The following is a 26309-nucleotide window of genomic DNA, read 5'->3' on the forward strand; positions in this document are numbered from 1 at the left end:
ATTCATTGTGTTGAAGATAACTTGCCTGAATTCTTTATTTGTCGTCTAAGGAAAATTCTATAAATTTATGTCTATAGAGTGTTTTTTAAGGAGCCTATCTTCAAGTGCATTCACAAGCCGTAGGCAAAGTTCTGCTTCGAATTTACAGGAATAGCCTAGGAGTTTTTTGCCATGGGGAATAGTAGAAAGTTTGTGTTCCATTTCTGCGAGATGTTCTTGCTCTTCCATAATGATAGGCTTAATTGTGATTTTACTTTTCATAGCTGATAAAATTTCATGGTAGATGGTATAGAGTTCCGATGCACGGAGTTCTATGGCATAAGTCACTAAGACATAGGCTGTAGTTTTTAAGGCTTGCCCGGATAAGTGATAGTTGTTTTTTAGCACAGAACATGTTTTTAAATCCAAGAGATGAAGATAGTATTTTGTAATAAGACCTCCAATGAGACTTTGCGGTGTATAGTTAGGAAAAGGTATGTTAGTGATTCTTGGAATTTGTGATTTTAAATAGTAGGCGTGACGGAATTCTTCAGCTGCATGTTTTAACACTTCTTGTTTGACTTCGGTAGGGTGTTGGCTTGATGAAATTTTTTTCGCCCCATTGTTTTCTAAAAAGGATAAGGTATTAATCCATTGAGCATGACGATAACAGTCATTTGAGCTCGCAATCTGTTCGAGGATGGGCCTCCAGCGTGAGGCGTAAGGTATAAAATGTTTTATTGTGTTTGTAGACATAGTACCTCTTGTAAAAGTGCGTAAATGATGAGGAGTTCTTCTTTTTGAATACAGTAAGGAGGGAGAATGTATAATGTATTGCCTAAGGGACGGAGAATCACACCACGGTCTAAGAAAAAGGCATTGAGATGATCTCTGAGGTGAGAGAAATAACCCGTAGCTTCTGTAGGGTAGTCTATGGCAAGCAAGGTTCCCAGTACATCGCATCTTTGCCACGATGAACCATAGCGTTCTTGAAAGTTTCGATGACAACACTCTATCATTTGTCTTTGTGCAAGACATTCAGAAGATAGGGTGAGGTCTAGGGAGGCAAGAGCCACGCTACAGGCTAAGGGATTTCCTGCAAAGGTATGACCATGGAGAAGGGCTTTATGGCGATCTTTGGAAATAAAGGCTTGATGAATTTTTTCTGTGGTAACTGTCAAAGCGAGAGGAATGTACCCTCCTGTTAATCCCTTGGAGAGACACATAATATCAGGAGTGAAGTCTAGGTACTCAGAAGCAAAAAGAGGTCCTGTACGTCCAAATCCTGTGAGGATTTCATCAGCAATGCAAAGAACCCCGTAATGTTTGGCGATTTTAAGAATCTCACAAAGCGCTTCTGGATTGTGGATAAGCATACCCCCTGTACCTTGTAATATTGGCTCATAAACAAAGGCTATAATATCTTCTTGTGAAAAGGCCTTTTGTGCTTGTGCGATAGCGAGCTCTTCTTTCCCGTAATAAGGAGGGAGAATCGTATCACAGGGGAAGAAAAAATTATGAAAAGGCGCTGTTCCTGGGCTACGCTCTGCTACTGCCATAGCTCCGAAGGTATCCCCGTGATAGCTATTAGCAAATGAAATGAAGCGGGACTTCGTTTTTCCTTGGTTGTAGTAATATTGTATTGCGATTTTTAAAGCGATTTCTATAGAAGTTGCTCCATTATCAGAGAAAAAGAAATGCTCTAATCCTTTTGGCAATACTGCTGCTAACTTTGAGACAAGTTCAAGAGCTGGGGTATGCGTGAAATTTGCAAAGATAACATGCTCCAACGTATGTGCTTGCTCACAGAGCTTTTTTGTGATGTAGGGATGATTATGGCCATGGAGATTACACCACCATGAAGATATGGCATCGAGATATTTCTCCCCTGATGCACTATAAAGGTAGGCTCCTTCTCCTCGCGTAATAAGAATAGGATCGGGGTCTAGCGCAGCTTGGGTAAAGGGGTACCAGATGAACCCCTGATTGTTTTCTCTATGTTTTTCCATATAGGCCTCCATATATTTGCGTAATGATTTAGAGTGGTTTGTGTGATTATTTTTTCTTGAATTAGGGTGCCCAGAAGTGGTAAGTCTAAGATTTGCATTAGCCATTGTTCTTCATCTTTGGGATAATTATTTAATATGATTCCCAAAATATTTAAGTTTCGAGCTCGCATTGCCTCTACTGTTAAACATGTATGATTAATACTTCCGAGATAAGCTTTGCTAATAAGAAGCCAATAGCAAGGCCAAGATGAAAAAAAATCACCTTGAAGTTGATTTTGTGAACAAGGAGATAAAAATCCACCTGCAGTTTCAATAATCAGCGGAGCTGTAGTTTTGGGTAAGCAGATACGGTGTTCTTCTATTGGCATGTTTTCTAGAGCTGCTGCTTTATGGGGAGATAGGGCATGACGTAGTCTATAGGTTTCAGGGTGACATAGAGCACCAGAAAGCTTCTGAACAACCTTACTGTCAGAGTTATCCAAATTTCCTGCTTGTATCGGTTTCCAATACTCTGCTTTGAGCATTATCGTTAAGATGGAGCTAACGAAAGTTTTCCCCACGTTTGTGTCTATTCCTGCAATGATGATGCGCATAACTTTCTAAAGGACCTGAGTGAGTATGTTGAACAATTGTTGGATTTCTGTTTCTGTATTAAAAGTGTGCAAGCAAATACGTAGAAGCTCTTGCTTTTGCTTGACTGTAGGGCTAACAATAGGCCGTACATTATAACCTTCCTGTTGCAGTTTGTTGGCAATGTTCCGAACGCGAGCGCTCCCACAGACGCAAATCGATTGTATGGGAGTAGCAGCGTTGTCCTTCAGTAACTGGATATGTTGATCACAGGCCTGTTTGCGGAAATAATCAATGAGGTGAGTAAGGTATTTACGGTGGGAAGAAGCTCGTTTATTGTGTGTATAGGCAATATCTATAGCTGTAAGTGCATGTGCAGGTTGGGCAGTGGTATAGATGAAAGGTCTGCAGAAGTTAATCAGGTATTCTTTTAATAGGGCACTACCTGCAATTGCCGCGCCGTGAGTCCCCAGGGCTTTACTGAAGGTATACAAAGTTGCGAGTACACGGTCTTGGAGACCTAAGGAAGAAACAAGACCCTCACCTTGTTCTCCAAAAACACCAACGGCATGGGCTTCATCTACAATTAGGGCTGCAGAATAGGTTTCACAGAGTTCACAAATAGTGTCTAGAGGTGCTAACGAACCGTGCAAGGAATATACAGACTCAACACAAACAAATGTTCGGCCGGAATAAGGGACGGCTAAGCGTTGTTGTAGATGTTGCATGTTGTTGTGTTTGAATGGAAAACTTTTTGCTTTGCTAAGTCGGATGCCATCATAGATTGAGGCATGAATATGAATATCATGAAGAACACGGTCTTGAGGAGTCGCAAGTGCGTAGAGCAACCCTAGGTTTGCTGTATAGCCTGTATTGAAGATGAGTGAACTTTCCATCCCATGATAATCAGCAATTTTCTGTTCAAGATCTTCATATTGTTGAGAATGGCCTGTAAGTAAACGCGATCCCGTAGCTCCTACGGTTGTTCTTGTACTCATGAATGCGTTTAGGATATCTGTTTGTAGTGCTGGAGAAGAGGCAAAGCCAAGATAGTCATTGGAAGTAAAATCTATAAGATGGTGAGTTGTTGTAAGAGAGCGCAAAGTATTCAGAGTTCTGCGTTTTTCTAGAGCGTCGATTAAGAAGGATTGGAATTGCATCGTTTACCTCTGGGTATCGAAAACGATGGGCGAGGGATCATACCTAATAATTTAATCATTGCGGCGTCATCACTTACATCGTTATTCTCTACTGTTAAAAGCTTATCACCATAAAATATAGAATTTGCTCCACAAAGAAAACATAGTGTTTGTTGTTCTACGGAAAGAAAAGCGCGACCTGCAGAAAGACGTACCATAGATTTGGGAAAAACAATCCGCGCTGTCGCTATCGTACGTAACATGTCCCAAAAGGAAAGAGGAGGTTGGTCTTGTAAAGGAGTACCATCAATAGGCCTAAGTAGGTTTATAGGTAGAGATTCAGGAGGATGTTTTCTATTGGCCAAAATATAAAAAAGCTTGATACGATCTTCTGGAGTTTCTCCCATGCCTATGATGCCACCACAGCAGGAGTTGATTCCTGAATTGTTAACGACATCTAAAGTTTTTAAACGATCTGCATAAGTACGTGTGGAGATAATTGTCTTATAAAATTCTGGAGAAGAATCTAAGTTATGATTGTATGCATAAAGCCCTGCGTCGTATAATTTTTGCGCTTGTTCAGACGAGAGCAGCCCCAAAGAACAGCACACTTCTACTCCGAGATTCGTAAGACTCTTTACCATGGCTAAAATGCGATCAAAATGATGGTTATCTTTTACATTACGCCAAGCAGCTCCTAAGCAAATTCGGGTTGCTCCAGAAGCAATCGCGCGTTTTGCTTCTTCAAGTACATCAACGATTTTCATCATAGGTTCTGGTTTGACGTGGGTATTATAACGTGAAGATTGCGCACAATATGCGCAATCTTCAACGCATCCACCTGTTTTTACTGAGATGAGACAACAAGTTTGTAACTCTGAATGGGGAAAATTTTTACGTAGAATCGTATTTGCTTTATGGATAAGCTCAAAAACAGGGGTAGCGTAAGTTTCGCGTAGAGCATCTAATGTCCAAGATAGAGTGTCTTCTGTCATATAAGGTATCTCAAGATAATAGATTCAAAGATTGACCTTAAAATTTTACATGGAACCGCGTGAAAGTCAACATGAACCAATTTTTTCAATGTGTTTATAGCTATATTATTTGGATAAATCTCTAGTGGGTGCTTGGATATACATGTGTATGCTGCTCACGCGTGTGCGATTTTAACCCAGTATGTGGAGCAAAGTTTTAAATTTTTCAGTACATGAAAAATCCTTATTCATAGGAAATTAAGGATTTTTTCACTTTTGGAAAAAATAGGGTTTCTTACACTTATATAGCTATAAAGTGGGGACAGAGAAGTATCTTCTGTGAGGAATTATACTTATTTCTTTTTTTATAATACAAGAACAAGAGAAAATTCTCGTGACGATTCCTGCTCCAAAGGTTTGAATGACACGTAATAGCATTCTGGGTGTTGTAATGTTTTATCAGTACGACTCTTTATTGACTGAGGTATAGGTTATAGGTATTGAGTCAATAATTCCTTAGGTTAAACATGTGAATCTACCCTGAGGAGGATTTCGATATTGTATATTTTTTAGTTCATTTCTGATTCTTACAGTAATAAAGCCTCAATACGTGGGTTAGGGTAAAAAATTAAAAAAAACTTCTATGGAATTCTAGATTACGGGACTTTTTTTATTTGAAATGTGCACTCTTCATATAATTGCTATTTTATTGTTTAAACTAAGTTAAATAGTCTCCTAGAGTTATCTAGCAAATTGTTTTAATAAAAAATGGGATATCAATATTTACTTACTAGTGGTTAACTGAGAATGTCGATTTTATTGTGGTAGCTATAGGAATTCCTAGAGTTTTTTGAATTTTCCCAACAATCCAACAGAAAACAGGTGTGGTGAGTACGCAAAAAGTGATTTTATAAATATAGGAGTAGCTCATAATTTGTAGAGTTTGTGTAAAAGGAAGTCGTAGTCCAAAGTACAAAATGCATGTATCGACAATAAACGTATCAGGAATTTGTGATAACCATGTAGATCCGTTACTGCGTAGCCAAAGTAAGGTTGTAGGAGTACGGCGTTTTAAAAAATTGTAAAGAGCAATATCGATATGTTGCGAAACAATAAAAGCTAATAACGAAGCAAAAAATCGGAGAGGACTTAAATCAAAAAGACAATGCCAAGCAGTTTGTATTTCAGGAGAAGTTGCAGGGAAAAACATGAAGATTTGTACTATCGAGGAGACAACAAGATTCGCAATAAATGCAGAGTAAATCATAATTCGGGCTTGTTTTGGCCCAAAGATTTCATTCACAACATCTGATATAACGAAAGTTAAAGGATAGAGAATGAGACCTCCAGGAATAGTAAATCCAAAGAAATTTGTCGGGATTAACTTAGAAGAGAGAACAAGATTTGAGAGAATAAGAATAAGATGAAATGCAAGGGAAAGATATGAGAATACAAGAGTTTTCCTGTAGGTAACATTTATGAGCACAGTACCTCCAATTCGGGAAAGTAGAGTGCATCATAGTCTGCATCAATAGATTCCAATTCTCCATGATCGAGCCTAGCTTCTATTTCTATAGTTATCTCAATGAGTTGATCAAAATGACTTAAAGTAAACAAAGTGGTTTGCAAGGTTTGAGAGTCAAAGGGACGATGAATAATGTGATCGAGGCACCAAGGGAAAACAAGAACACGTTTGCTAAAGGCGTGAGTGAGTTCTTGTGGTGAACCTAACAATACGGCGCCGTAAGCTTGTCTTTTGCCCTGATTTTCAATAAGTCCACTCTCTACGGTGAACCAAAAGCAACGTATAAGGGCAACTAAATTACTTTTTAGCACTTGTTGACGTTTCTCCTTAGTAAAGAGATCCCGTGCTCTTGTTACGGCTTTTTGAAAAATTCTTCCCATGTGAGAAAAGAAGTAAGTAAACGCGGGGTGAAGAAGCCAAGGGACATGACCCACCAGGTCGTGCAGCATATCTGGAGCATGCGCAAACTGATCATCTTTCATATCACGAAGTTGTGTAACTATAGGGAAATTCTTGTTTGCCAATAGAGCTAAGTAATTGTGAGGAGGTTCAAAACCTTCAATAGGAAAACAAGAGAACCCTGTTTTTGATTGGAGAATTGTTGCGATGTCATGGCCGTTAACAGGATGAGAAAGTAAACCTAACGTTTCCAAATAATCAAAAAAAAGCTTAGGACAATGACGACGCCAGAGAGAGTATCGCGAGGAAATAAGTTGACTCCATAAGGTTTGTTGCTTGTCAGAGGGTCCAGAAAAAACAAAAATCATAGAAACACAGACAATTACCCCACTGCCCGTAATAAAATTCGGGATGCGACAAAAGAGAGAAAAAGGTTAAAGACTTGTAACTTTTGAAAAAGAAGTTAAATCAGAAAGGTGTTTTTGTCAATCTAAAGCTTGATGCTCTTTACCGGTCTACTGTACAGTATGTTTCTCATGGTGTTGCAAAAAATTAGGAAGGGAAAATATGCAAGTAGGAGTTATCGGGTGTTCAGGAAGGACAGGAAGTCGCATTGTAACTTGCTTAGAACAAAATTCTAAATACAAGGTAGGACCGGGATTTTCGCGTAAAAGTTCGTTTTCGCTTTCTCATATTGTGCAAAGTAATGACGTACTTGTGGATTTTTCCACTCCTCATGTTACTGAAGAATTAATTGATCAGCTGCAGTATTTCCCTAAGCCTGTGATTATTGGAACTTCAGCATTTCCTGGAAATTTTGATAGAAGGAGAGAAAAATTGCAAACATTGGTGTGTAAGGTTCCTGTAGTGCTTTGCCCTAATGTGAGCATGGGAGCTTATGTACAAAAGCGTCTTGTTACGCTATTGGCACAGTTATGCAATGAATGTTATGACATTCGCATTACGGAAACTCATCATCGGAATAAACAGGATCGTATATCAGGAACTGCTCAAGATTTAGTCACCACTGTATGTAGAACAAAGCTAGACTGTTGGGGACAGGAATATTCTTTAGGATCTTTTGGCAAAACAGGGAGAAAAATTGAGTTGCATTCTTCTCGAGTAGGAGATGTCCCTGGAGAGCATGAGGTTGCTTTTGTCAGTAATGGAGAGCAAATTATCGTACGTCACACAGTATTTTCCCGTGAAGTATTTGCCTTAGGAGTGTTACATATTTTAGATTGGCTTTTTACTGTGAACCCTGAACCTTCTCTTTATGGTTTTGAGGATGCACTAAAGGTTGCCTTGTGGGATGAACATTGCTTGCTTAAAAAATAAAACCATTATTAGAATGGGGTCACAGAGGTTCTTAAAACGCCAGATATAAGAAAATTTAAGTAATTTTTAAGACACGTCTTTCTAGACAAATATTCTTATTTGTTAATTTCGAATGAGCACAATATAACAATCGGGAAAGGAAAAAAGTAATGCAAGTCGCTGTTTTAGGGGCTACCGGACTTGTTGGTCAGAAATTCATGGCTTTGCTACACAAATGGTATGACTGGACTGTCGCTGAGATTGTTGCTTCAGAATCTAAATATAGACAACTTTATGGTTCCGTGTGTCTTTGGCAGGAACCGCTTGGTCCAATGCCTAAGAAAGTAAGTTCTCTATTGTTACGTAAGGTGGAAGAACTTGAATCCCCTATTGTTGTCTCTTTTTTACCAACAGCACGTGCTAAATTGATAGAGGCGTATTGTCTTTCCCAAGGCAAAATAATTTTTTCTAATACTTCAGCACATCGTATGTATCCTTGGGTACCCATAATCATTCCTGAATTAAATGCGGATCACATTCAGCTTATTGAAAAGCAACCTTATCCAGGAAAAATCATTACAAATCCTAATTGTTGTGTTTCGGGTATTGCCCTTGCTTTGGCGCCTCTTAGAGTTCTTTGCATTGATCATGTGCACATTGTTACTTTGCAATCTGGAAGTGGCGCAGGTTATCCTGGAGTTCCTTCGTTAGACCTCCTTGCCAATACAATTCCTCATATTGTAGGGGAAGAAGAAAAAATTCTTAGGGAAACACAAAAAATTTTAGGTACAATTCAACAGCCTTTAAATTTTAAGCTCTCAGTTTCAGTACATAGGGTACCTGTAGTTTACGGCCATACCCTAACATTGCATGTTACTTTTGTTCAGCCTATAGACTTGGAAGAAGTTCTTAGCTGTTATCAAAAGAAAAATGAGGAATTTCCGGATACCTATAAGCTTTATAATCACCCTTGGGATCCACAAGCACGAAAACATCTCTCTCATGATGATATGGGCGTTCATATAGGACCGATTACTTATGGCGGAGATGCCTGTACTATAAAAATGAATGTTTTAATACATAATCTCGTCCGTGGTGCTGCAGGTGCTTTGCTTGCGAATATGGCAAATTATTACCAACAGTATCTCGGGAGGAAAGAATGCCTCACGTAGTTTATAAATTCGGTGGAACTAACTTGGCAACGGCAGAAAATATTCAGACAGTCTGTGATATTATTTGCGCGGACAAGCCTAATTTTGTTGTTGTCAGTGCTATTGCTGGTATGACAGATCTTCTAGATCGCTTTTGCTCTGTTTCTCTAGAAGAACGGCCAAGATTACTGCAAGAGTTTAAAGACAAACATGAGCAAATTATCAAAGAGTTAGGGATTCCTTTCTCTTTGCTTTCTTGGATGTCTCGTTTAACTCGTTATTTACAGCAGCCGTGGCTCTCTGCTCTGGACTCTGCGAGTATTCTCGCTTTAGGTGAAGATCTTTCTGCTTCTTTGGTGCATACTGTTTGTCATATTAGAGGCCTAGCTTTAGGATTTTTAGAGGCCCGAAGTATTATTTTGACAGATGATCATTATAATTGCGCAACGCCAGATGTTATACGCATGCAAAAAAAATGGCATCATCTCCGGCTGTATCAAGAGTGTTATATTACTCAAGGGTTTATTGGAGCCAGCCGTTCAGGAGACACTACCTTATTAGGTCGTGGAGGAAGTGATTATACCGCAGCTTTAATTGCAGAGATGTGTGGAGCTTATGAAGTGCGGATCTATACTGATGTCAATGGGATTTATACTATGGATCCTAAAATCATAGAAGATGCTCAGCAAATTCCAGAACTCAGTTTTGAAGAAATGAAAAATCTTGCTACCTTTGGAGCTAAGGTACTCTATCCTCCTATGCTTGCTCCTTGTATCCGCGCGGGAATTCCTATTTTTGTTACCTCAACTTTTGATCCTATAAAAGGAGGAACATGGATTTATGCTATGGATAAAACTATAAGGGACGAGCCCTGTGTAAAAGCATTATCATTGCGCCAGCATCAAAGTTTCTGTTCTATAGATTATAGTTTGCTAGGTCATCGAGGCTTGGATGAGGTATTGCGAATTTTGGAGTCTTATGAAATTCTTCCTGAATTGATGACAGCCCAAGGAAATGTAGTTACATTCATCATAGATGACGCCCTTATTTCTAAAGAAGCCCAGGAACACCTTGTTGCCGTACTATCTTCATTTAGTTTAATAAGACTGTATCATGATTTAGCCTTAGTGACTATGATTGGGGATGGATTATCATCGCCAAAAGTTGTTTCCACTATTACAGAAAAACTGTACAATTTACCCTGGCCTATATTATGTTGTTGTCAAAGTCAGATGTCTTTGAGTTTTGTTGTCTCTGCAGAACTAGCAGAAGATATTGTACAACAGTTTCATAATGATTATGTGAAACAAAATATATTAGTAGTGTAGGAAGACCTAACATGCGCTTACTTACAGCATGCGTCACACCTTTTTTGCTAGATTGTAGTATAGATTTTCTTAGTCTAGAGCAACTGTTGCGTTTTCAGAATGGTATCGCAGATGGCATCCTCCTTTTGGGAACTACAGGTGAAATCCTCTCCTTAACTTTAGAAGAAAAACAAGAAATAGTCAGTTTTGCCTGCAACTTGCAGCTTGACCTCCCTATTTTTGTAGGTGTTCCAGGTATATTGTTAAATCAAGCCTTGCAATGGATAGATTTCTGTAATCATTTGCCAATTTCTGGTTTTTTGATGACTAGTCCTATCTACGCAAGACCGGGCATTCGAGGACAGACCCTTTGGTTCCAAACATTACTTAATGCAGCTGTACATCCTGTAATCTTATATAATATCCCTTTGAGAGCTGCAGCTCCACTTTATGTAGAAACTGTACAGGCATTAGCACATCACCCACAATTCTATGCAATTAAAGATTCTGGTGATTCCATAGAAAGATTCCAGCATTATAGAGAGAGCGCCTCACACATCCGCCTATATTGTGGTAACGATCAACTTTGGCCTAAAATGGCAGCATGCGGGGCCTATGGGATGATTTCTGCTACCGCAAATATTTGGCCTAAGCAAACTCGTGATTATATAAATCATCCTTCTTCTGTAGAATATGATACATTATGGCAAGAAATGTACCGGTGGCTCTATAGAACCACCAATCCTATTGCTGTAAAGGTGGTTCTTAATTACAAAAAACATATCGCGACTTCTATGTTACGTTTACCTTTATCTGTTGAGGATTTTGATCAAGCAGGCTCTTTGCCTTTGATGGTGGATAAGATGAACAACTGCTGGCCACAACCATATCTTTCTAAATAGTTTGTTTCGTGTAATTTACATCCTCACGAGCATTTTCTTATTATCAACAATAAAGAAGGAGTATGTCTAAAAAACACAAATGTTAGTTCTAGATTTTAAATGATAGATAGAGCATTTTCTTTTGCTGTCATGAAGTACGTCACTTGATTTTCTATGCCTTCGAAAAATTACACACCGTCTGCTTCCTTGTTTATACAACCTATAGAGATGGTAGAAAAAATTTCAGCTGTAAAAGTGAAATCAACCGTTTCTTTCAAAAAAAGATATCTTCTTGAATTTTTGGAATTACTCTGGCTGTTTCTGCGTTTTCTTGGTTTTTTACGTTGTAGCTATTTCGTAGCTGTCTTTATCTTTCACAGTGTACTTTTATTTCTCACTTTTTTGTATTTATCTTTAGTGTATTTTTTACATTTTCTTACTTTGCCACTGATCGAATCTGTAATTGGGAAGATAAAATGAATGATGGTGGTCATGACCACAAGACATGCTGAGTCTAGTCCCCATGTGTACAGATAAGTTTGTCATTTAAGACACAGTACAAGCTCCTATCTGAAGTGCCAAAAAAAATTGTTTCGCATGCGAAAAGCTCTTTACCAATTTTTCTGTAATATTGTAGGACTGCTGTGACTCAAGTTGGTGAAACCTGTGAGTTCTATTATGCGCTAGCTACGCATAGCAAATACAAACAATCGAGAAAAAGCTTATCTTTAATGGAAATGTATCTACGGGCTTAGAGATGATTTTCTAGGTTGAGTGGGTTCGTAAGACATCTTACTTATAAGTATAGGGTTGCATGATGAAAAGAAGAGCGGTTGTTTCATTTCCTATTCTATACGACTCGTGTTTAGATATTTTTGTAATTCACTTGATTTATTTGCTCTCCTCTTGTATTTCGTGGGGGAAATTTGCATTTCATATAAGTACGAAAAATGAAGTTTTCCGTGTATCGAGTTATATTTGCTTTTTCTCTAGTAGTCTGTGCTTCTATTTGTTTTAGTATTAGTGCGACTACGGTAAATTTAGGGCCGGGTGATAACTATAAGGGAGGAATAGGGAGTGACTTTAGTAAAACTACGTCTGATAGTAATGGGACAATATACAACTTTATAGGAGACTTCTCTGTTACCTCAGTAGGAGTAACAACAGTAGCGACAACAAGTTGTTTTTCTAATACTGCGGGAGATTTAACGTTTTTAGGCAATGGTTACAAGTTTTCCTTTACTAATTTGCGGAGTTCCAACTCTGGAGCCGCAGTTAACGCTACTAAGCCTGAAAAGAGCGTGACTTTTTCTAGATTTTCTTTGCTTTCTTTTATTATGGCGCCCTTACAGGCTACAAATAAAGGATCTATTTATACAACTGGGTCATTAATTTTTGGAAATAATACAACCATTCTCTTCGAGCAGAATATGTCTGCAGAAGATGGCGGAGCTATTAATGTAGCAAAAACCCTTTCTTTAACAGATACTCGTAAGTCTATTGTCTTTAATCAAAATCAAAGTTCAAAAAAAGGTGGGGCGATTTCAGCTCAAGGAGCTGTAACTATTACATCGAATTTGGGTTTGTTAATGTTTAACAATAACTCTGCTGCCAAGGCTGGTGGAGCCTTGAATGCTGAAGGATCAGTAACAATTTCTGACAATGTTGAAGTCGTGTTTAGTAATAATACAATAACAGGAACAGACGCAACTGATTCAGGGGGAGCAATTTGTTGTAATCATACAACGGGGGATCCTATTTTAACGATTACGGGAAATAAGAAGCTTTCTTTCTTGCAAAACTCGGCCACAACAAGTGGAGGGGCGATTTATGCTAAGAAGCTTATCTTATCTTCTAAGGGACCTGTACGATTTACTGGAAACCTAGTACGTAATGCTACTCCTAAAGGTGGGGCGATTTCTATTGCTGCAGATGGTGAAATCAGTTTATCTGCAGATACGGGAAGTATTATTTTTGATAACAATTCTGTTATTACATCTGGTGATAGTCCAACGACAACACGTAACGCTATTGATGTTGGTAGTAATGGGAAGTTTTTAAAACTACGGGCAAGTGCAGGAAACTCGATAATTTTTTACGATCCTGTTACTTGTGCAGGAACCGGCACTCCTGCCTTAAATATTAATCAAGCGGATTCTGGTAAAGATTATACAGGCTCAATAGTCTTTTCTGGAGAAACGCTCTCTCAGGAGAGCTCCGCGGTAGATCGCACTTCCACATTCACCCAGGATTTGAATTTAGCTGCGGGTTCGCTTGTTTTAAAAAGTGGCGTAACTCTGAAAGGGAAAAGTATTAAGCAAACGCAAGGCTCTCGAGTTATTATGGATGCCGGAACGACATTGGAAGCAACTGCAGAAAATGTCACTTTAACGAATCTCACCATTAACTTAGCTTCCTTAAAAGCTACACAACCTGCGATTATTAAAGCTTCAGGAACAAACAAACCTGTTTCATTAACAGGTCCTGTTCTTCTTGCTGATGAAAAAGGGAACTTTTATGAAAACCATGAGTTAGTCAGTTCTCATGCATTTTCAGCAATACAATTGATTCCTTCGGGAACAGGCGTTGTTACCCTTAATCAAGTGAATGTGCCGGAGCCAGAGGCTCATTATGGATATCAAGGAAACTGGTCATTGACTTGGGCAGACGCTACAGAAAAAAGTAAAGTAGCAACTCTTACTTGGAGTAAAACTGGATATCGTCCGAACCCTGAAAGACAAGGATCTTTAGTTCTTAATAGTTTATGGAGTGCCCATATAGACACACGTTCTTTGATGCAGCTTTTGGAGACAAGTGCGGACAGCTTGCGATCTTCTCGAGGCTTCTGGATAGGAGGATTGGCTAATTTTTTCCATAAAGATAGAACAGGAACACAACGTGGATTCCGACATATCAGTGGGGGGTATGTACTTGGAGCTAGTGCAGAAACTTTTTCTGATGAGCTCTTTACAGTAGCCTTCTCTCAGCTCTTTGGTAAGGACAAAGATTATTTAGTGGCTAAGAATAATGAGCGTTTCTACGCTGGATCTTTTTTTTATCAACGTACAGCATTTTTAAATCGTGGTTTATTCATAAAGACGGACAAAGGAAATACACGCCTAAGATTCTTCCCCCATCTTTCTGGAAACGCTCCCGTAATTTTAGAAGCCCAGTGTACCTATAGTCACGTTAATAATAACATGAAAACTCGTTATACAGAGTATCCTGGAGTCTCCAGCCGTTGGGGAAATAATTGCTTCGCATTGGAATGTGGTGGTAGTTTACCAATTTATCTTTTTGAAAATGGCAGGTTATTTCAAGGGATAACACCCTTTATTAAGACACAGTTTATTTACGCACATCAGGGGAGCTTCAGAGAAAAAGGTTCTGAAGGTCGCGCTTTTACTCCCAGCAACTTAACCTGTGTCTCTCTTCCTGTGGGAATGAAATTCGAAAAACTTTCTAAAACAGAAGCTTCAGCTTATGATGTAAGTGTAATCTATACTCCGGATATTATCCGCAGCACTCCCTCTTGTGAGACATCCTTAATAATAAGCCAGGAGTCTTGGAAAACATATGCAACAAATTTAGCGCATCAAGCTCTAACATTGCGGGGGACAAGTTATTATGTCTTCAATCATTATGCAGATATCTTTGGTCAAGCAGCTTTTGAATGGCGTAGTTCGTCAAGAAATTATAGCTTTAGTCTAGGAAGCAAAATGCAGTTCTAGCCTATCTTTTTAGATTGGCCTATTATAGACTTGCTTTCTCAAGAGAGCAAGTCACATTCTCCCCTAGGCTTGTTTTCTTTTTTTAATTGCTGTATGGATACCCTAAGGTTCTTGATAAATATAAGTATTTAAAATGAAATTTTCTCTGCAAAATCAGCTGATTATATCAGCATTAATTGTTCCTATTTTTAGTTTATTTGCAGCAGTTGATGAGATCAATTTAACTCGTGCAGATAGTTTCTATGGAACAGATGGAACGGCGTTTGTGACTAAAACAACGACGAACGCAGATGGAACTCATTATATTTTTACAGACTCAGTCAGTATAGCCAATGTTTCTCCCCCAGATGGGGGAGTTACAGCTACCAGTTGTTTTAAGGAGACTGCAGGAACACTTAAATTTAAGGGAAATGGCTACTCGTTTACTTTTGATCGTATTAACGCATCGACAGCAGCAGGAGCTGTAATTAGTAATACAGCAATAAATAAATCCGTAACTCTTACAGGTTTTTCTATACTTTCTTTTACTCAAGCTCCTGCTATTACAGATGTCTCTGGAGCGGGGACAATTAATGTTGCGGATACTTTAATATTTAAAGAAAACTCTACTATTCTTTTTGAAAACAATAGTTCTACAAGTCCTGGCGGGGCTATAAAAGCAAAAACTCTCTCCATCACTGGTACAAACGTTTTTATGTCATTCAAAGAAAACATAGGGCAAAAAGGTGCAGCAATTGCTGCAACAGATGGCATAACGATATCCGAGAATCCAGGAATTGTAATTTTTCAAAAGAATGTCTCAAAGTCTTCAGGAGGCGCGATAGATTGCTCTGCTTCATCTGCACAACCTGAATTGATCTTAAGTGGGAATCGTAGTTTGTCATTCATTAAAAACTTATCAGCATCTTCTGGGGGCGCGATTAACACTGGAAAGTTAGTACTTTCTTCCGGAGGGCCTACAATATTTGATACGAATCAAGTTACCACTGGAAATGGTGGAGCCATTAAAATCTCAAGTTCTGGAGAGTTGAGCTTGTCTGCTGATAAGGGGGACATTACGTTTATAGGTAATGTGGTTGGAGTTGGAACAACGCGTGTGCATAATGCTGCCTATTTAGAAGCTGGTGCTAAACTAACAGATTTACGTGCAGCTTTCGGACAATCCATTTTTTTTTATGATCCTATAACTGTTGCAGGGAGCACAGTTGTTAGTGATGTCTTGAATATTAATCATCCTGTTGCAGGGAGCACAAGACAATATAATGGAATGATCGTTTTTTCCGGAGAACAACTGACACCAGAAGAGTCTAAAAAACCAGAAAATCTTACCTCTACGTTGTTGCAGCCTATAGCTTTACAAGCAGGAACTTTGGCATTGAGGCAAGGAGCAGTTCTGGGAGGAAGTAGTTTCACTCAGGAAACAGGATCTACACTCCTGATGGATGTAGGTACAGAGCTGAAAGCAAATGCTGAAGATATCCTACTTACCAGTTTAGCAATCAATACAAGCTCATTAGGTAATTCAGGGATTATTAAGCTTACGGTTACAGCAGCAGATAAAAAGATCTTAATATCAGGACCCATTAAATTCTTGGATAGTACAGGGAATATGTATGAGGACTCTGGTTTTATGAATGCTCATAAGTTCTCTTTACTAGAATTGACGGCTCCAGGTGGCATTACTCTTACAGGAGTGCCTGCAACCGTAGAAGAAACACCCCACTATGGCTATCAGGGTTATTGGACAATCACATGGAAAAATACTACAGAAAAAGTCAAGACAGCGTCCTTTGAATGGACAAAGACAGGCTACAACCCAAATCCTGAAAGAAGAGCATCTTTAGTTCCTAATACACTGTGGGGGTCTTTCGTTGATATACGTGGGTTCCAGCGGCTTGTAGAGGCAAATACAGAAAGCGCAATATATAATAAAGGACTTTGGGTTGCTGGGATTTCTAACTTTTTTCATAGAAATAGCATGCTCTCAAATCGTGGGTTTCGCCACGTCAGTACAGGAGCTGTATTAGGAGCTACGACACAAACTGCTGCTGAAAGTATCCTTACCATTGCTTTTGGACAATTGTTTAGTTGGGATAAGGATTACTTAGTGAACAAGAATCGTGCATATACATATATGGGTTCTCTAGGACTACAACATGAAATGCCCTTATTTTCTGTCGCACAGATACTTTTGGGAACCTCAAAGCCTGCTTTGCGCCTGCTCGAGCTATTTTCTCAGGATCTCCCTACAGCGCTATACGCTCAACTTAGTTATAGTCACGTCGATAACCGAATGATAACACGGTATACTCATCATCCTGAAACTCAAGATTCTTGGGATAGCAGTACCTGGGCAGGAGAACTCAGCGGACGCCTGCCCTTACGTTCAGGCGTAAATGACGAGTGGTTGTTCAGTGAATACTCGCCATTTTTCAAGGTACAAGTAGTTTACATTCATCGAGGAGGATTTACAGAAAAAGAAGAACAAGCCAGAACATTTTCTTCTGGCAATCTTTTGAATATCTCTTTGCCTGTAGGGATAAAGTTGGAGAAAATCATGAACAATGCTCATGGAGCTTATGACCTTATTCTGATGTATGTTCCCGATGTATATCGACGTAATCCTGATAACAAAACTTCTTTAGTTATTAGCGGTGATTCTTGGACTACTAAAGGTACAAACCTAGCCAGACAAGCTTTAATTGCAGGTACTTCTACTCGTCGTGCTCTCTCTACTCATGCAGAACTGTGTAGTCATTTTGCCTTTGAATGGCGGGGATCTTCTCGTAATTATAACGTAGATCTCGGCAGCAAAATTCAATTTTAAGTTGTAATATCTTTATAGGAAGAAGCCTTCCTTCCTTGAAGTTCTCCGTTAGGTATTCTTTGTCTTGCTTTGTTTATTTTCTTGATGTATTGCTCGAATATTATTTTCAAATTATATCTAGTACTTTATAATGAAGGTTTTTTCTCCTCGATTTCTGTTTTCCACTTTATTTACTTTGCCACTATCAGTAAGTGCGGTAGAGGTAATCCTAGATTCAAATGCTAACTTTAGTGGTGCTGGCGGAGGCTCTTTTGTTCCTAAAGAGACAACAGAGGCTTCGGGCACAACCTACGTCTTAAAAACCGATGTAACCATTGCTAATGTTCCAGGGCCTACGGGGTCTGTGGTGGCAAAAAGTTGCTTTGCTAACACAGCAGGAGATCTCACTTTTGCAGGAAATGGCTACACTCTTATATTCAACACTCTTGATATGGGAACTACAGCGGGAGCAGCGATTAGCAGCACAGTCGCAGATAAAGCGATGATATTCACTGGCTTTTTTCAACTTTCTTTTCTTCTTGCTCCGGGAAGTACTGTAGCAACAGGAAAAGGAGCAATCAGCGCAGCGAATCGCTTGAGTTTTAATAAGAACATGAACCTTTTCTTGAATCGAAATTTTTCAAGTGAAAATGGCGGAGCTATTACAGCAAAAACCCTTTCTTTAACAGAAACAATGCAGGCGGCTATTTTCTCTCAAAATACATCATCCAAGAAAGGCGGCGCTGTTAATGGCACGAATAGTGTAACGATTAAAGAAAATAAAGGACAGGTTATATTTTCAAACAATACTTCTGAAGATTCAGGAGCTGCTATATTTTCAGAAGGGAACATAACTATTACGGATAATACGAGTGTTTCTTTTATACAAAACACAGTGACGGGAGAGACTTCAACGACTCCAGGAGATAAATCCGGTGGTGCTATCTGTGCCTATAAAGCTTCAACAGACAATGCTCTTGTTTTTACAAACAATGTGTCTTTAATTTTTTCTAACAATTCTTCCACATCAAAAGGAGGAGCCATTTGTGTGAAAAAGCTGACACTCTCTTCTGGTGGTCCGACAGTATTTACAGGGAATAAAGTTCATGGTGGGACAACTCCTGCAGGGGGAGCCATTGCTATTATTGATTCTGGAGAGCTAAGCTTGTCAGCAGATCATGGGGATATTATTTTCGAGAATAATACTGTGACTTCCACAACACCAACTTCAACAAGAAGTGCTATTGACTTGGGAACCAGTGCTAAAGTTACCGCTTTACGCGCAGCTCACGGACAATCGATATTTTTCTATGACCCTGTCACTACAGCAAGTACGACAACAGTGGCTGATAATTTAAATATTAATGCTCCGGATGGCGCTAACACCACTCAATACACAGGGAACATAATTTTCTCTGGAGAAAGACTTTCAGTTCAAGAACTTGCCGATAAGAAAAATCTCACGTCGAAATTCTTACAACCTATGACGCTGACAACAGGTACCTTAGCTTTGAGAAGTGGCGTAATGCTACAGAATGGAGGTTTTACACAAACCCAGGGTTCTACATTCGTTATGGACGTGGGAACGACATTAGAAACTACTGGGGACATTGTACTGACGAATTTAGCTATCAATATAAACTCCATAAATGGGACTAAACAGGTAAAAATAGAGGCTAAAAATACTTCGAAAAATGTAACAGTTTCAGGCCCAATTGTTCTTCTTGATAGCCAAGGCACTTTCTATGAAAACCATGATTTGCGATTACCTCAGGACTTTTCGTTATTAGATCTTAAAGCTACAGGAACGGTAACCCATACAGGAGTCCCTGGAGGGTATGTAGAGGGAGTAAAATTCCATTACGGCTATCAAGGAACCTGGGGAATAACTTGGAATGATGCCACAACGAATACAGCTATAGCGAAGTTTCATTGGACAAAGACCGGCTATATCCCCAACCCACAAAGGAAAGGATTTTTAGTTCCTAATAGTTTGTGGGGGTCTTTTATAGATATAAGTTCTCTTCACCAGTTGATGGAGACATGTGCTGATGGCATACAGCATCGTCGAGGCATTTGGGCTGCGGGACTCTCTAACTTTTTCCATAAGAATAGAACAAAAACACGAGCAGGCTACCGCCATCTCAGTGGTGGCTATGTCTTAGGCGCTAGTACACAAATGCCTTCTCAAAATGTTTTTAGTATTGCTTTTTGTCAGTGCTTCGCACGTGATAAAGATTATGTCGTTGCTAAAAATCAAAGTACAATTTATGGCGTTTCTCTTTATTATCAACATCCCGAGCTTTCGTATTTTTTCTCAGAACTTTCGCAGAGATACTTCCCTGAAAATCTTCCTATGATATTTTCAGGAACCTTAAGCTACACTCATACAGAAAATAACTTGAAAACAAAGTATTCTGCTTACCCCACAGTAAAAGGAAACTGGGGAAATAACTGCTATGCCATAGAACTTAGTGGGCGTACTCCTGTGTATCTTTCTGAGAAACTGCTCTTACAGCAGTATACTCCGTTTGTGAAATTGCAATTTGTGTATGCACATCAAGAGGATTTTAAAGAAAAAGGTACCGAAGGACGTGCTTTTGGAAAGAGTAGTTTGACGAACCTCGCCGTGCCTATAGGAGTGAAATTCGATAAAGAATCCGATATAGAGCAGGCTTCTTACCACGCCACAATCGCTTATGTTGTTGATGTTATCCGTAATAATCCTGAAACAACAACAACACTTCTCATTAGCCAGGACTCTTGGAAAACGTTCGGAACTAACTTGGCAAGGCAAGCCCTCGTTCTCCGTGCGGAAACTCATTACAGCTTTAATGCAAATTTTGAAGCATTTAGTCAGCTTGCTTTTGAACTCCGAGGCTCTTCCCGTAATTATAACGTAGACCTTGGCGGAAAGCTCCGATTTTAAGCAAAATTTTTTATTTATTGTTATGGATTGATCGGTTTTATATAGTTTAAAAATATTTTCACTTATACGAAGTATGCAATATGAAGTTTATTTGTCATTGGTTATTAATCTCTTCCACCGTTACTTGTTCAGCATATGCTGCAACTACCTCCTTAGGGCCTAAGGATAGTTATGATGGAGATACAAATGCTAAAGCTTTCTCTGAAAAAGAAACAACTGGGGGAGCAGATGGGACTGTCTACAATAGCACTGGTGATGTGACAATTAACCAAGCGGGAAAAAGTACGGCTCTTACTAAAAGTTGCTTTAGTGAACAAGATGGAGACTTAACCTTTAAAGGAAATAGTTACTCTCTTTTCTTTAATAATATCAAATCTACAGCAGAAGGTGCTGTTATTGGTAGTGCGGGAGCTTCGAAAACTGTAAAACTGACAGGATTCTCTACACTTTCCTTTATCGCTGCACCCTCGACTAGTGGAAAAGGCACCATGAAATCTACGGATGGGTTAGTTTTTGAGAATAACGCTAAACTCATATTTAATCGAAATTTTTCAAGTGAAAATGGCGGCGCAATTACCACAAAATCGTTCTCTTTAGTAGGAACTACTGAATCGGCGTCGTTTCTTCAAAATAATTCTTCGAAGAAAGGTGGCACCATTTATAGTACAGGAAATATGACTCTTTCTAAGAATCCAGGGTTGCTGCTCTTTAAAGGCAATACAGCTGTAGAGTCTGGAGGTGTTTTATCATCAGAAGCGAATATCACAATCTCCAACAATACTAAAGTCGTGTTTGATAGTAATACTACTACGAGTGCAACAGCGAATGGCGGCGCTATTGATTGTAGTAAAACAGAAACAAATCCCGTTCCCGTTCTTACTTTGACAGGAAATGAACGTCTTGAATTTATAAATAATACTGCTGTTGCTAATGGGGGAGCTATTCATACTAATAAACTTGTAATCTCTTCGGGGGGGGGGGGGGTCCTCTTTGCTAACAACACGGTCTCTGGTACAACAGAGGGTGCAGGCGGCGCAATTGCGATAAAAGATAGCGGAGAGATTAGTCTTACGGCACAAGATGGTGACATTATTTTTAATGGCAATACTCTTGTTACGACGGGATCGTCCGGCACTAGAAAAAGAAATTCCATCAGTCTTGGATCCGATGCGAAATTCTTAAATCTTCGTGCTGCTCCCGGGCAGGCGATTTTCTTCTATGATCCCATTGCAGATGGGAAGAAAAAGATGACAGATGTATGCAACATCAATGCTGCAGATGCGGATGATTCTGCGATTTATAGTGGCTCTATAGTCTTTTCTGGGGAGAAGCTCTCTCAAGAAGAAGCTGCCCTGCCCGCCAATCTTGCATCTACATTTTGGAAGGCAATAAACTTGAGAGGTGGGAAGCTAGTACTCAGGAAAGGAGTTGCGCTTGACGTCAATTCCTTCACTCAAACCAAGGGAACCACTCTCTTAATGGATTCCGGAACAACAATGACTGCGTATGAAGGAATCACGGTTAACAATTTAGCCATCAATGTGGATTCTTTGGACGCGAAGAAAAAAATCATTTTCAAGGTTTCAGGATCAGGAAAAAAGATAGTTTTATCTGGTCCACTCATCTTAACGGATACCTCAGGCTATGCTTATGAGAACTCTGTCCTTAGTCAAGATCAAATCTATCCTTCGATTATTTATCTAGAAACACCCCTCATGAAAGATATCGATGTTTCCAAATTCGAACTTAACTCTGTACATGCTGAACCACACTTTGGATATCAAGGTATCTGGGCTTTAGAATGGCAACCTGACATACCAAAAGTACTTACTGTGCCGACAGGGTCGGTAGAAGCGAGTCTGCCGTTGTTAGCATTGACAGACGACCGTAAGGAACCTATAAAATCCGCTGTCCTTATCTGGAAAAACACAGGTTATCTTCCTAATCCTGAGAGGCGGGGGTCTTTAGTTCCCAATAGCCTATGGGGTGCGTTTGTCGATATTCATGGTTTACAGGCTGTGTTGGAAAGGAGTGCCAACACTCTTTACCAACAGCGAGGGTTTTGGGTGGCGGGATTAGCAAACTTTTTGCATAAGGATAAGATGGAGATGCGTAGTGGATACCGTCATACGAGTGCAGGTTATGTTTTAGGTGTAGGCACACAAACGGCAAGTGAAGATGTGTTTCAACTTGCTTTTTGCCAGCTTTTTGGTAGGGATCAGGATCACTTAGTAGGTAAGAACCATGCTGATGTATATTCCGGGGCCGTCTATTACCAACATACAGGAATTATGGAAGATTTTTCACGATTTTTCCCTTGGAATATAGAATTGGAGGCCCATTCTTTAGTTTTAGAAGCACAACTTGCGTATAGCCATACGAACAATGAAATGAAAACGCGGTATCCTGAGATGCAGGGAAGCTGGGGCAACGATGCGTTTAGTGTAGAGCTCGGAGGTAGAGTGCTGTACTTTCCTGAATCTATAGCGTGGTTAGATAATTATGCTCCGTATGTGAAGTTACAAGTGGTGTATGCGCATCAAGAAGATTTTAAAGAACAAGGTCGGGAAGTGCGTGGCTTTACTAACAGCGATTTGTTTAATGTTGCTGTACCTTTAGGGCTACACATGGAGAAATTTTTAGAGGATGAGGGGGGATCTTTTGATGTTATGGTGGCGTATGTCCCTGATGTGATTCGTAGCAATCCGGCTAGTACGGCTTCATTAATAATTGGTGGGGGTTCATGGCAGGCTTTGGGTACGAATTTGTCAAGGCAAGCCGTGGTATTCCGTGGGGGAGGCCATTACGCTTTAGGTTCTGAGTTGGAAATGTTCGGACAATGTGCTTTTGAGTTGCGGGGTTCTTCACGGAGCTACACTATTGATTTGGGTGGGAAACTCCGCTTCTAGAGATAGTGAGAGTTTAAAGGAACTCAATTAAGCTCTTGCCCCACAGGATGTGTTTTGTAGGGCAAGAGCTTTTTTGTTTTTTTTATTTTGTATGACCAAGGTTAGCCTTACCACCAAGAATGCGATTAATTTAGGTGATAGTGCAAAAATTTACAGTGTTACAGACGGCTCGAAGCCAGGCGATTTTTTTTAGGATCTCTTTAAGTAGTAATTAGACGTCCGCTTGCATTAACAATAGAGGCTCACCTAAAATATGAGTTTTTTCATAAGAAACAATTGTTGTCCGGGAATTGCATGATTTTTTAGTCCCGATATAGCTTGAAAAGACATGGACTTAGGAACAGAGCATTTTGTAAAATTAAGAAATACCCGGCATTTGAAATGCAGAATTATGATTTCAAGCCCATACTTGCGCATATCTGCCTTTCCAAATAATAGTCATTTTTGTGTTATTATCATCAGTTAGTACTATAGGACGAAGTGTCATTCCTTTTAGCGACCATAGAGATGAAACTAAGAGATTTCCATAAGTAAGGCCTCGAAATTTAGAGTTCCACGTATCGTTATCAATGGGACAATTGTCAGTAGCATGATGGTACCATACATCAGGTATACGTCGTGTAAAGTCTTGATGATTAAATAGGTAATACCACACAGTAAATTCTGTCTCACCTGTTGTTCTATTAACAGTATAATAGGGGAGATGCGTAACTAGAGCTCCCGTCTCAGGATCTTTGGTACAAGAGTAGTATATATAAGAAAAGAAAAGTGCCATCAGATGCGTGTGTGCCCGATAATCTAAGACTTCCAGAGAGGAGTACTTCTTTAGGTATTTGATAGAACTCTTAATGCCAGGAATATTGCTACAAAGATGAGGGGCTTTGGCATAGAGAGTAGGAAAAGAATAATTCCAAATAGAATGTGCACCCCAGCCCAAATGCTCTTGAGCATGGTGAATTATATTCTTAATATGAGGACAAACGTAGATTTTAGGAACTTGGATTGGCTCTCCAGTTTCTTTAATGCTAACAGTAGCCAACGTAAAATATGCGTGTACATACTTTTCAGGCAAATAATTCACTACGAGTGCCATGCGATTCAATGCATGTTTAATTTCCTCTGGCATAAGAAGCGCTTCATTTTTGATAGATATCGGTTCACGAATATACAAAATGCGGTAATGACGATTCTGATAAATCTGAAGAAGAAGGAATCGAAGAATATGAAAAATAAGAACGATAGGAATGAAAAGATATAGAAGGACTATAAGAATCTTTCTACACGTGGAACAGGCTTTTCTTTCCTTGATTGAGGTGAGACACCAGATTTTACCGTCAACAGTGGCTTTACCTAGAATACAATTTTCTTTTCCACCCCATGTGAGACAATTGTCCAGGAATTGAATAGTTTTTTCTAACCCCGAAGGTTTATAGTTAAGGGAAAACGATAAATTAGACATGAGATCCTTTGTTATAAGGCAAAAAAGAAAACATTATAGCATTATAATAAAAAAATAATTTTAAATTTCATTATTAAGTGTTAGTATAAAAATTATTTTAAAAAATAAAAGTCTCTAAGAGACAAGAAATCATCCTAGCTCATTTCAAAGTTTCTAAAGTAAAGTCGAGACAATCGTCATACGAATTCACGCAACATAGAGATTTATTTAGATCTATCCTTAATCAATCGAAATGTTATTTTTTAACCCCTGAAGAGGAAGTTGATCCCCATTATAATTCAATATAACAGTCAACGATGAAGTAGGTCGAATCTTCAAAGCCATTTCTGACAGGGGGAGCAAGGATAAGCGCTGTATACTTGTTACGCAGATAAACAGTAAACCTGACAGCTTCCCTTAATTCTAAAGGAACACATCCATGCCCGGATTCTGCTAGTGCAATAAAGTAGGAAAAATAAATTCAATTAAAACAATTACTTTACTAATGATTTAGTTTGTGATCTTGCTTTTTAATTCCTTTCATTGCATAACTTCCTTCAATTTTGATTCTTTGAGTCTGTTTTTTTTATAGGATTTTTATGTTTAGAAAATTTTTTATTTATAATGTTATATGTGTGTGTTTATTAAGCTTAGGTTGCCATGTTTATGGTGACTCCTCTTTAAAGGACCCTAATAAGAAACTTATTGTTGCTTGTGAGAATACTTTACAAAAAGAGGAAGAGGAGAATCATCAGTTTGATATACTTTTTCAAGTATTGTTAGAAGAAAGCGCGAAGATGTATGAACAACTTGAGGCTGCATGTAAAGAAGACGAAATAGAAGATATTATTCAAGCTATTGAGATTCTTAAGGCTTCTTCCTCAGGAAAACGATTGATGGAAGTCGTTCGCGATATTCAGGCTTGTTCAGATTGCTCCGCATGCGATACGATGTCAGAAGAATGCCTCTCTTCGGCAGGTATATTACAGCAACTCGCAGAAATTACTGAAACTTTACAAAATTATAGTGTCTCAACATCTTCTGACTACTTAGATCGTAATCTTGATATCCGTGAGAAAGAACTAGAGTTTAAAAGAGAGTTGTTAGCTTGGGAAAAAGAAAAAGCTAAGCAAGATTTAGCTTGGAAACGTGAAAGCTACGTACGCGACGCTTTGTTACTCAAAAAATAGCCTTTAAATATAAGAACGATGTTTTAAAAACAGTAAAGATTTTTTTTACTGTTTT

At 39.0% G+C, this 26309-nt stretch carries 17 protein-coding genes; 9 read left to right on the forward strand and 8 right to left on the reverse strand.

Going from position 1 to position 26309, the window contains the following annotated elements:
* Positions 1-57: 57 nt before the first annotated feature.
* From Cs308_RS03200 to Cs308_RS03230, 7 genes are all read right to left on the reverse strand, one after another.
* The gene (locus Cs308_RS03200; protein ID WP_066482483.1) at positions 58-735 is read right to left on the reverse strand and encodes a hypothetical protein; all 678 of its coding nucleotides are present in this window, start codon (positions 733-735) and stop codon (positions 58-60) included.
* Positions 717-1988, reverse strand: coding sequence for an adenosylmethionine--8-amino-7-oxononanoate transaminase (gene bioA / locus Cs308_RS03205; RefSeq protein ID WP_066482485.1), 1272 nt, complete (start codon positions 1986-1988; stop codon positions 717-719). The genes Cs308_RS03200 and bioA overlap by 19 nt, the downstream gene beginning before the upstream one ends.
* Entirely contained in the window at positions 1925-2581 is a 657-nt protein-coding gene (gene bioD, locus Cs308_RS03210; RefSeq protein WP_066482489.1) for a dethiobiotin synthase, read from the reverse strand. The genes bioA and bioD overlap by 64 nt, the downstream gene beginning before the upstream one ends.
* Positions 2582-2587: 6 nt before the next feature.
* Positions 2588-3718, reverse strand: coding sequence for an aminotransferase class I/II-fold pyridoxal phosphate-dependent enzyme (locus Cs308_RS03215; RefSeq protein WP_066482491.1), 1131 nt, complete (start codon positions 3716-3718; stop codon positions 2588-2590).
* Positions 3697-4692: a biotin synthase BioB gene (gene bioB, locus Cs308_RS03220; RefSeq protein WP_066482493.1), complete on the reverse strand. Its 996-nt coding sequence runs from the start codon at positions 4690-4692 to the stop codon at positions 3697-3699. The genes Cs308_RS03215 and bioB overlap by 22 nt, the downstream gene beginning before the upstream one ends.
* 769 nt (positions 4693-5461) lie before the next feature.
* Positions 5462-6151, reverse strand: coding sequence for a queuosine precursor transporter (locus Cs308_RS03225; protein ID WP_066483423.1), 690 nt, complete (start codon positions 6149-6151; stop codon positions 5462-5464).
* The gene (locus Cs308_RS03230) at positions 6148-6963 is read right to left on the reverse strand and encodes a hypothetical protein (protein ID WP_066482496.1); all 816 of its coding nucleotides are present in this window, start codon (positions 6961-6963) and stop codon (positions 6148-6150) included. Before Cs308_RS03230 ends, Cs308_RS03225 begins: the two co-directional genes overlap by 4 nt.
* A gap of 199 nt (positions 6964-7162) precedes the next feature.
* Here Cs308_RS03230 and Cs308_RS03235 point away from each other — a divergent pair, with 199 nt between their 5' ends.
* The 8 genes from Cs308_RS03235 to Cs308_RS03275 all read left to right on the forward strand — a co-directional run bounded on the left by Cs308_RS03235 (position 7163) and on the right by Cs308_RS03275 (position 23626).
* On the forward strand, positions 7163-7933 hold the full coding sequence (locus Cs308_RS03235) for a 4-hydroxy-tetrahydrodipicolinate reductase (protein WP_066482497.1): 771 nt from the start codon (positions 7163-7165) through the stop codon (positions 7931-7933).
* 149 nt (positions 7934-8082) lie between these two features.
* Positions 8083-9084, forward strand: a complete 1002-nt coding sequence (gene asd, locus Cs308_RS03240) for an aspartate-semialdehyde dehydrogenase (RefSeq protein ID WP_066482499.1) — start codon at positions 8083-8085, stop codon at positions 9082-9084.
* Positions 9072-10391, forward strand: coding sequence for an aspartate kinase (locus Cs308_RS03245; RefSeq protein ID WP_066482501.1), 1320 nt, complete (start codon positions 9072-9074; stop codon positions 10389-10391). Before asd ends, Cs308_RS03245 begins: the two co-directional genes overlap by 13 nt.
* Before the next feature lie 11 nt (positions 10392-10402).
* Positions 10403-11272, forward strand: coding sequence for a 4-hydroxy-tetrahydrodipicolinate synthase (dapA, locus tag Cs308_RS03250; RefSeq protein ID WP_066482508.1), 870 nt, complete (start codon positions 10403-10405; stop codon positions 11270-11272).
* 929 nt (positions 11273-12201) lie between these two features.
* Positions 12202-14982: a polymorphic outer membrane protein middle domain-containing protein gene (locus Cs308_RS03260; protein ID WP_066482512.1), complete on the forward strand. Its 2781-nt coding sequence runs from the start codon at positions 12202-12204 to the stop codon at positions 14980-14982.
* Between the two features lie 133 nt (positions 14983-15115).
* A complete protein-coding gene (locus tag Cs308_RS03265) occupies positions 15116-17809 on the forward strand; it encodes a polymorphic outer membrane protein middle domain-containing protein (protein ID WP_066482514.1) in 2694 nt (897 codons plus the stop codon).
* Between the two features lie 130 nt (positions 17810-17939).
* On the forward strand, positions 17940-20717 hold the full coding sequence (locus tag Cs308_RS03270; RefSeq protein ID WP_066482516.1) for an autotransporter domain-containing protein: 2778 nt from the start codon (positions 17940-17942) through the stop codon (positions 20715-20717).
* A gap of 80 nt (positions 20718-20797) precedes the next feature.
* A complete protein-coding gene (locus Cs308_RS03275) occupies positions 20798-23626 on the forward strand; it encodes a polymorphic outer membrane protein middle domain-containing protein (protein WP_066482518.1) in 2829 nt (942 codons plus the stop codon).
* Positions 23627-24023: 397 nt separating this feature from the next.
* On the opposite strand, the gene Cs308_RS03280 is transcribed toward Cs308_RS03275, so the two are convergent.
* On the reverse strand, positions 24024-25085 hold the full coding sequence (locus tag Cs308_RS03280; protein WP_066482521.1) for a DUF648 domain-containing protein: 1062 nt from the start codon (positions 25083-25085) through the stop codon (positions 24024-24026).
* A 578-nt stretch (positions 25086-25663) separates the two neighbouring features.
* Between Cs308_RS03280 and Cs308_RS03285 the strand changes: the two genes are divergently transcribed.
* Positions 25664-26254 carry a CT360 family protein gene (locus tag Cs308_RS03285; protein WP_082905011.1) on the forward strand — a complete coding sequence of 197 codons (591 nt, stop codon included), beginning with the start codon at positions 25664-25666 and terminating at the stop codon, positions 26252-26254.
* Positions 26255-26309: the final 55 nt, after the last annotated feature.

It is taken from the genome of Candidatus Chlamydia sanziniae, from assembly GCF_001653975.1.
Lineage (GTDB): Bacteria > Chlamydiota > Chlamydiia > Chlamydiales > Chlamydiaceae > Chlamydia > Chlamydia sanziniae.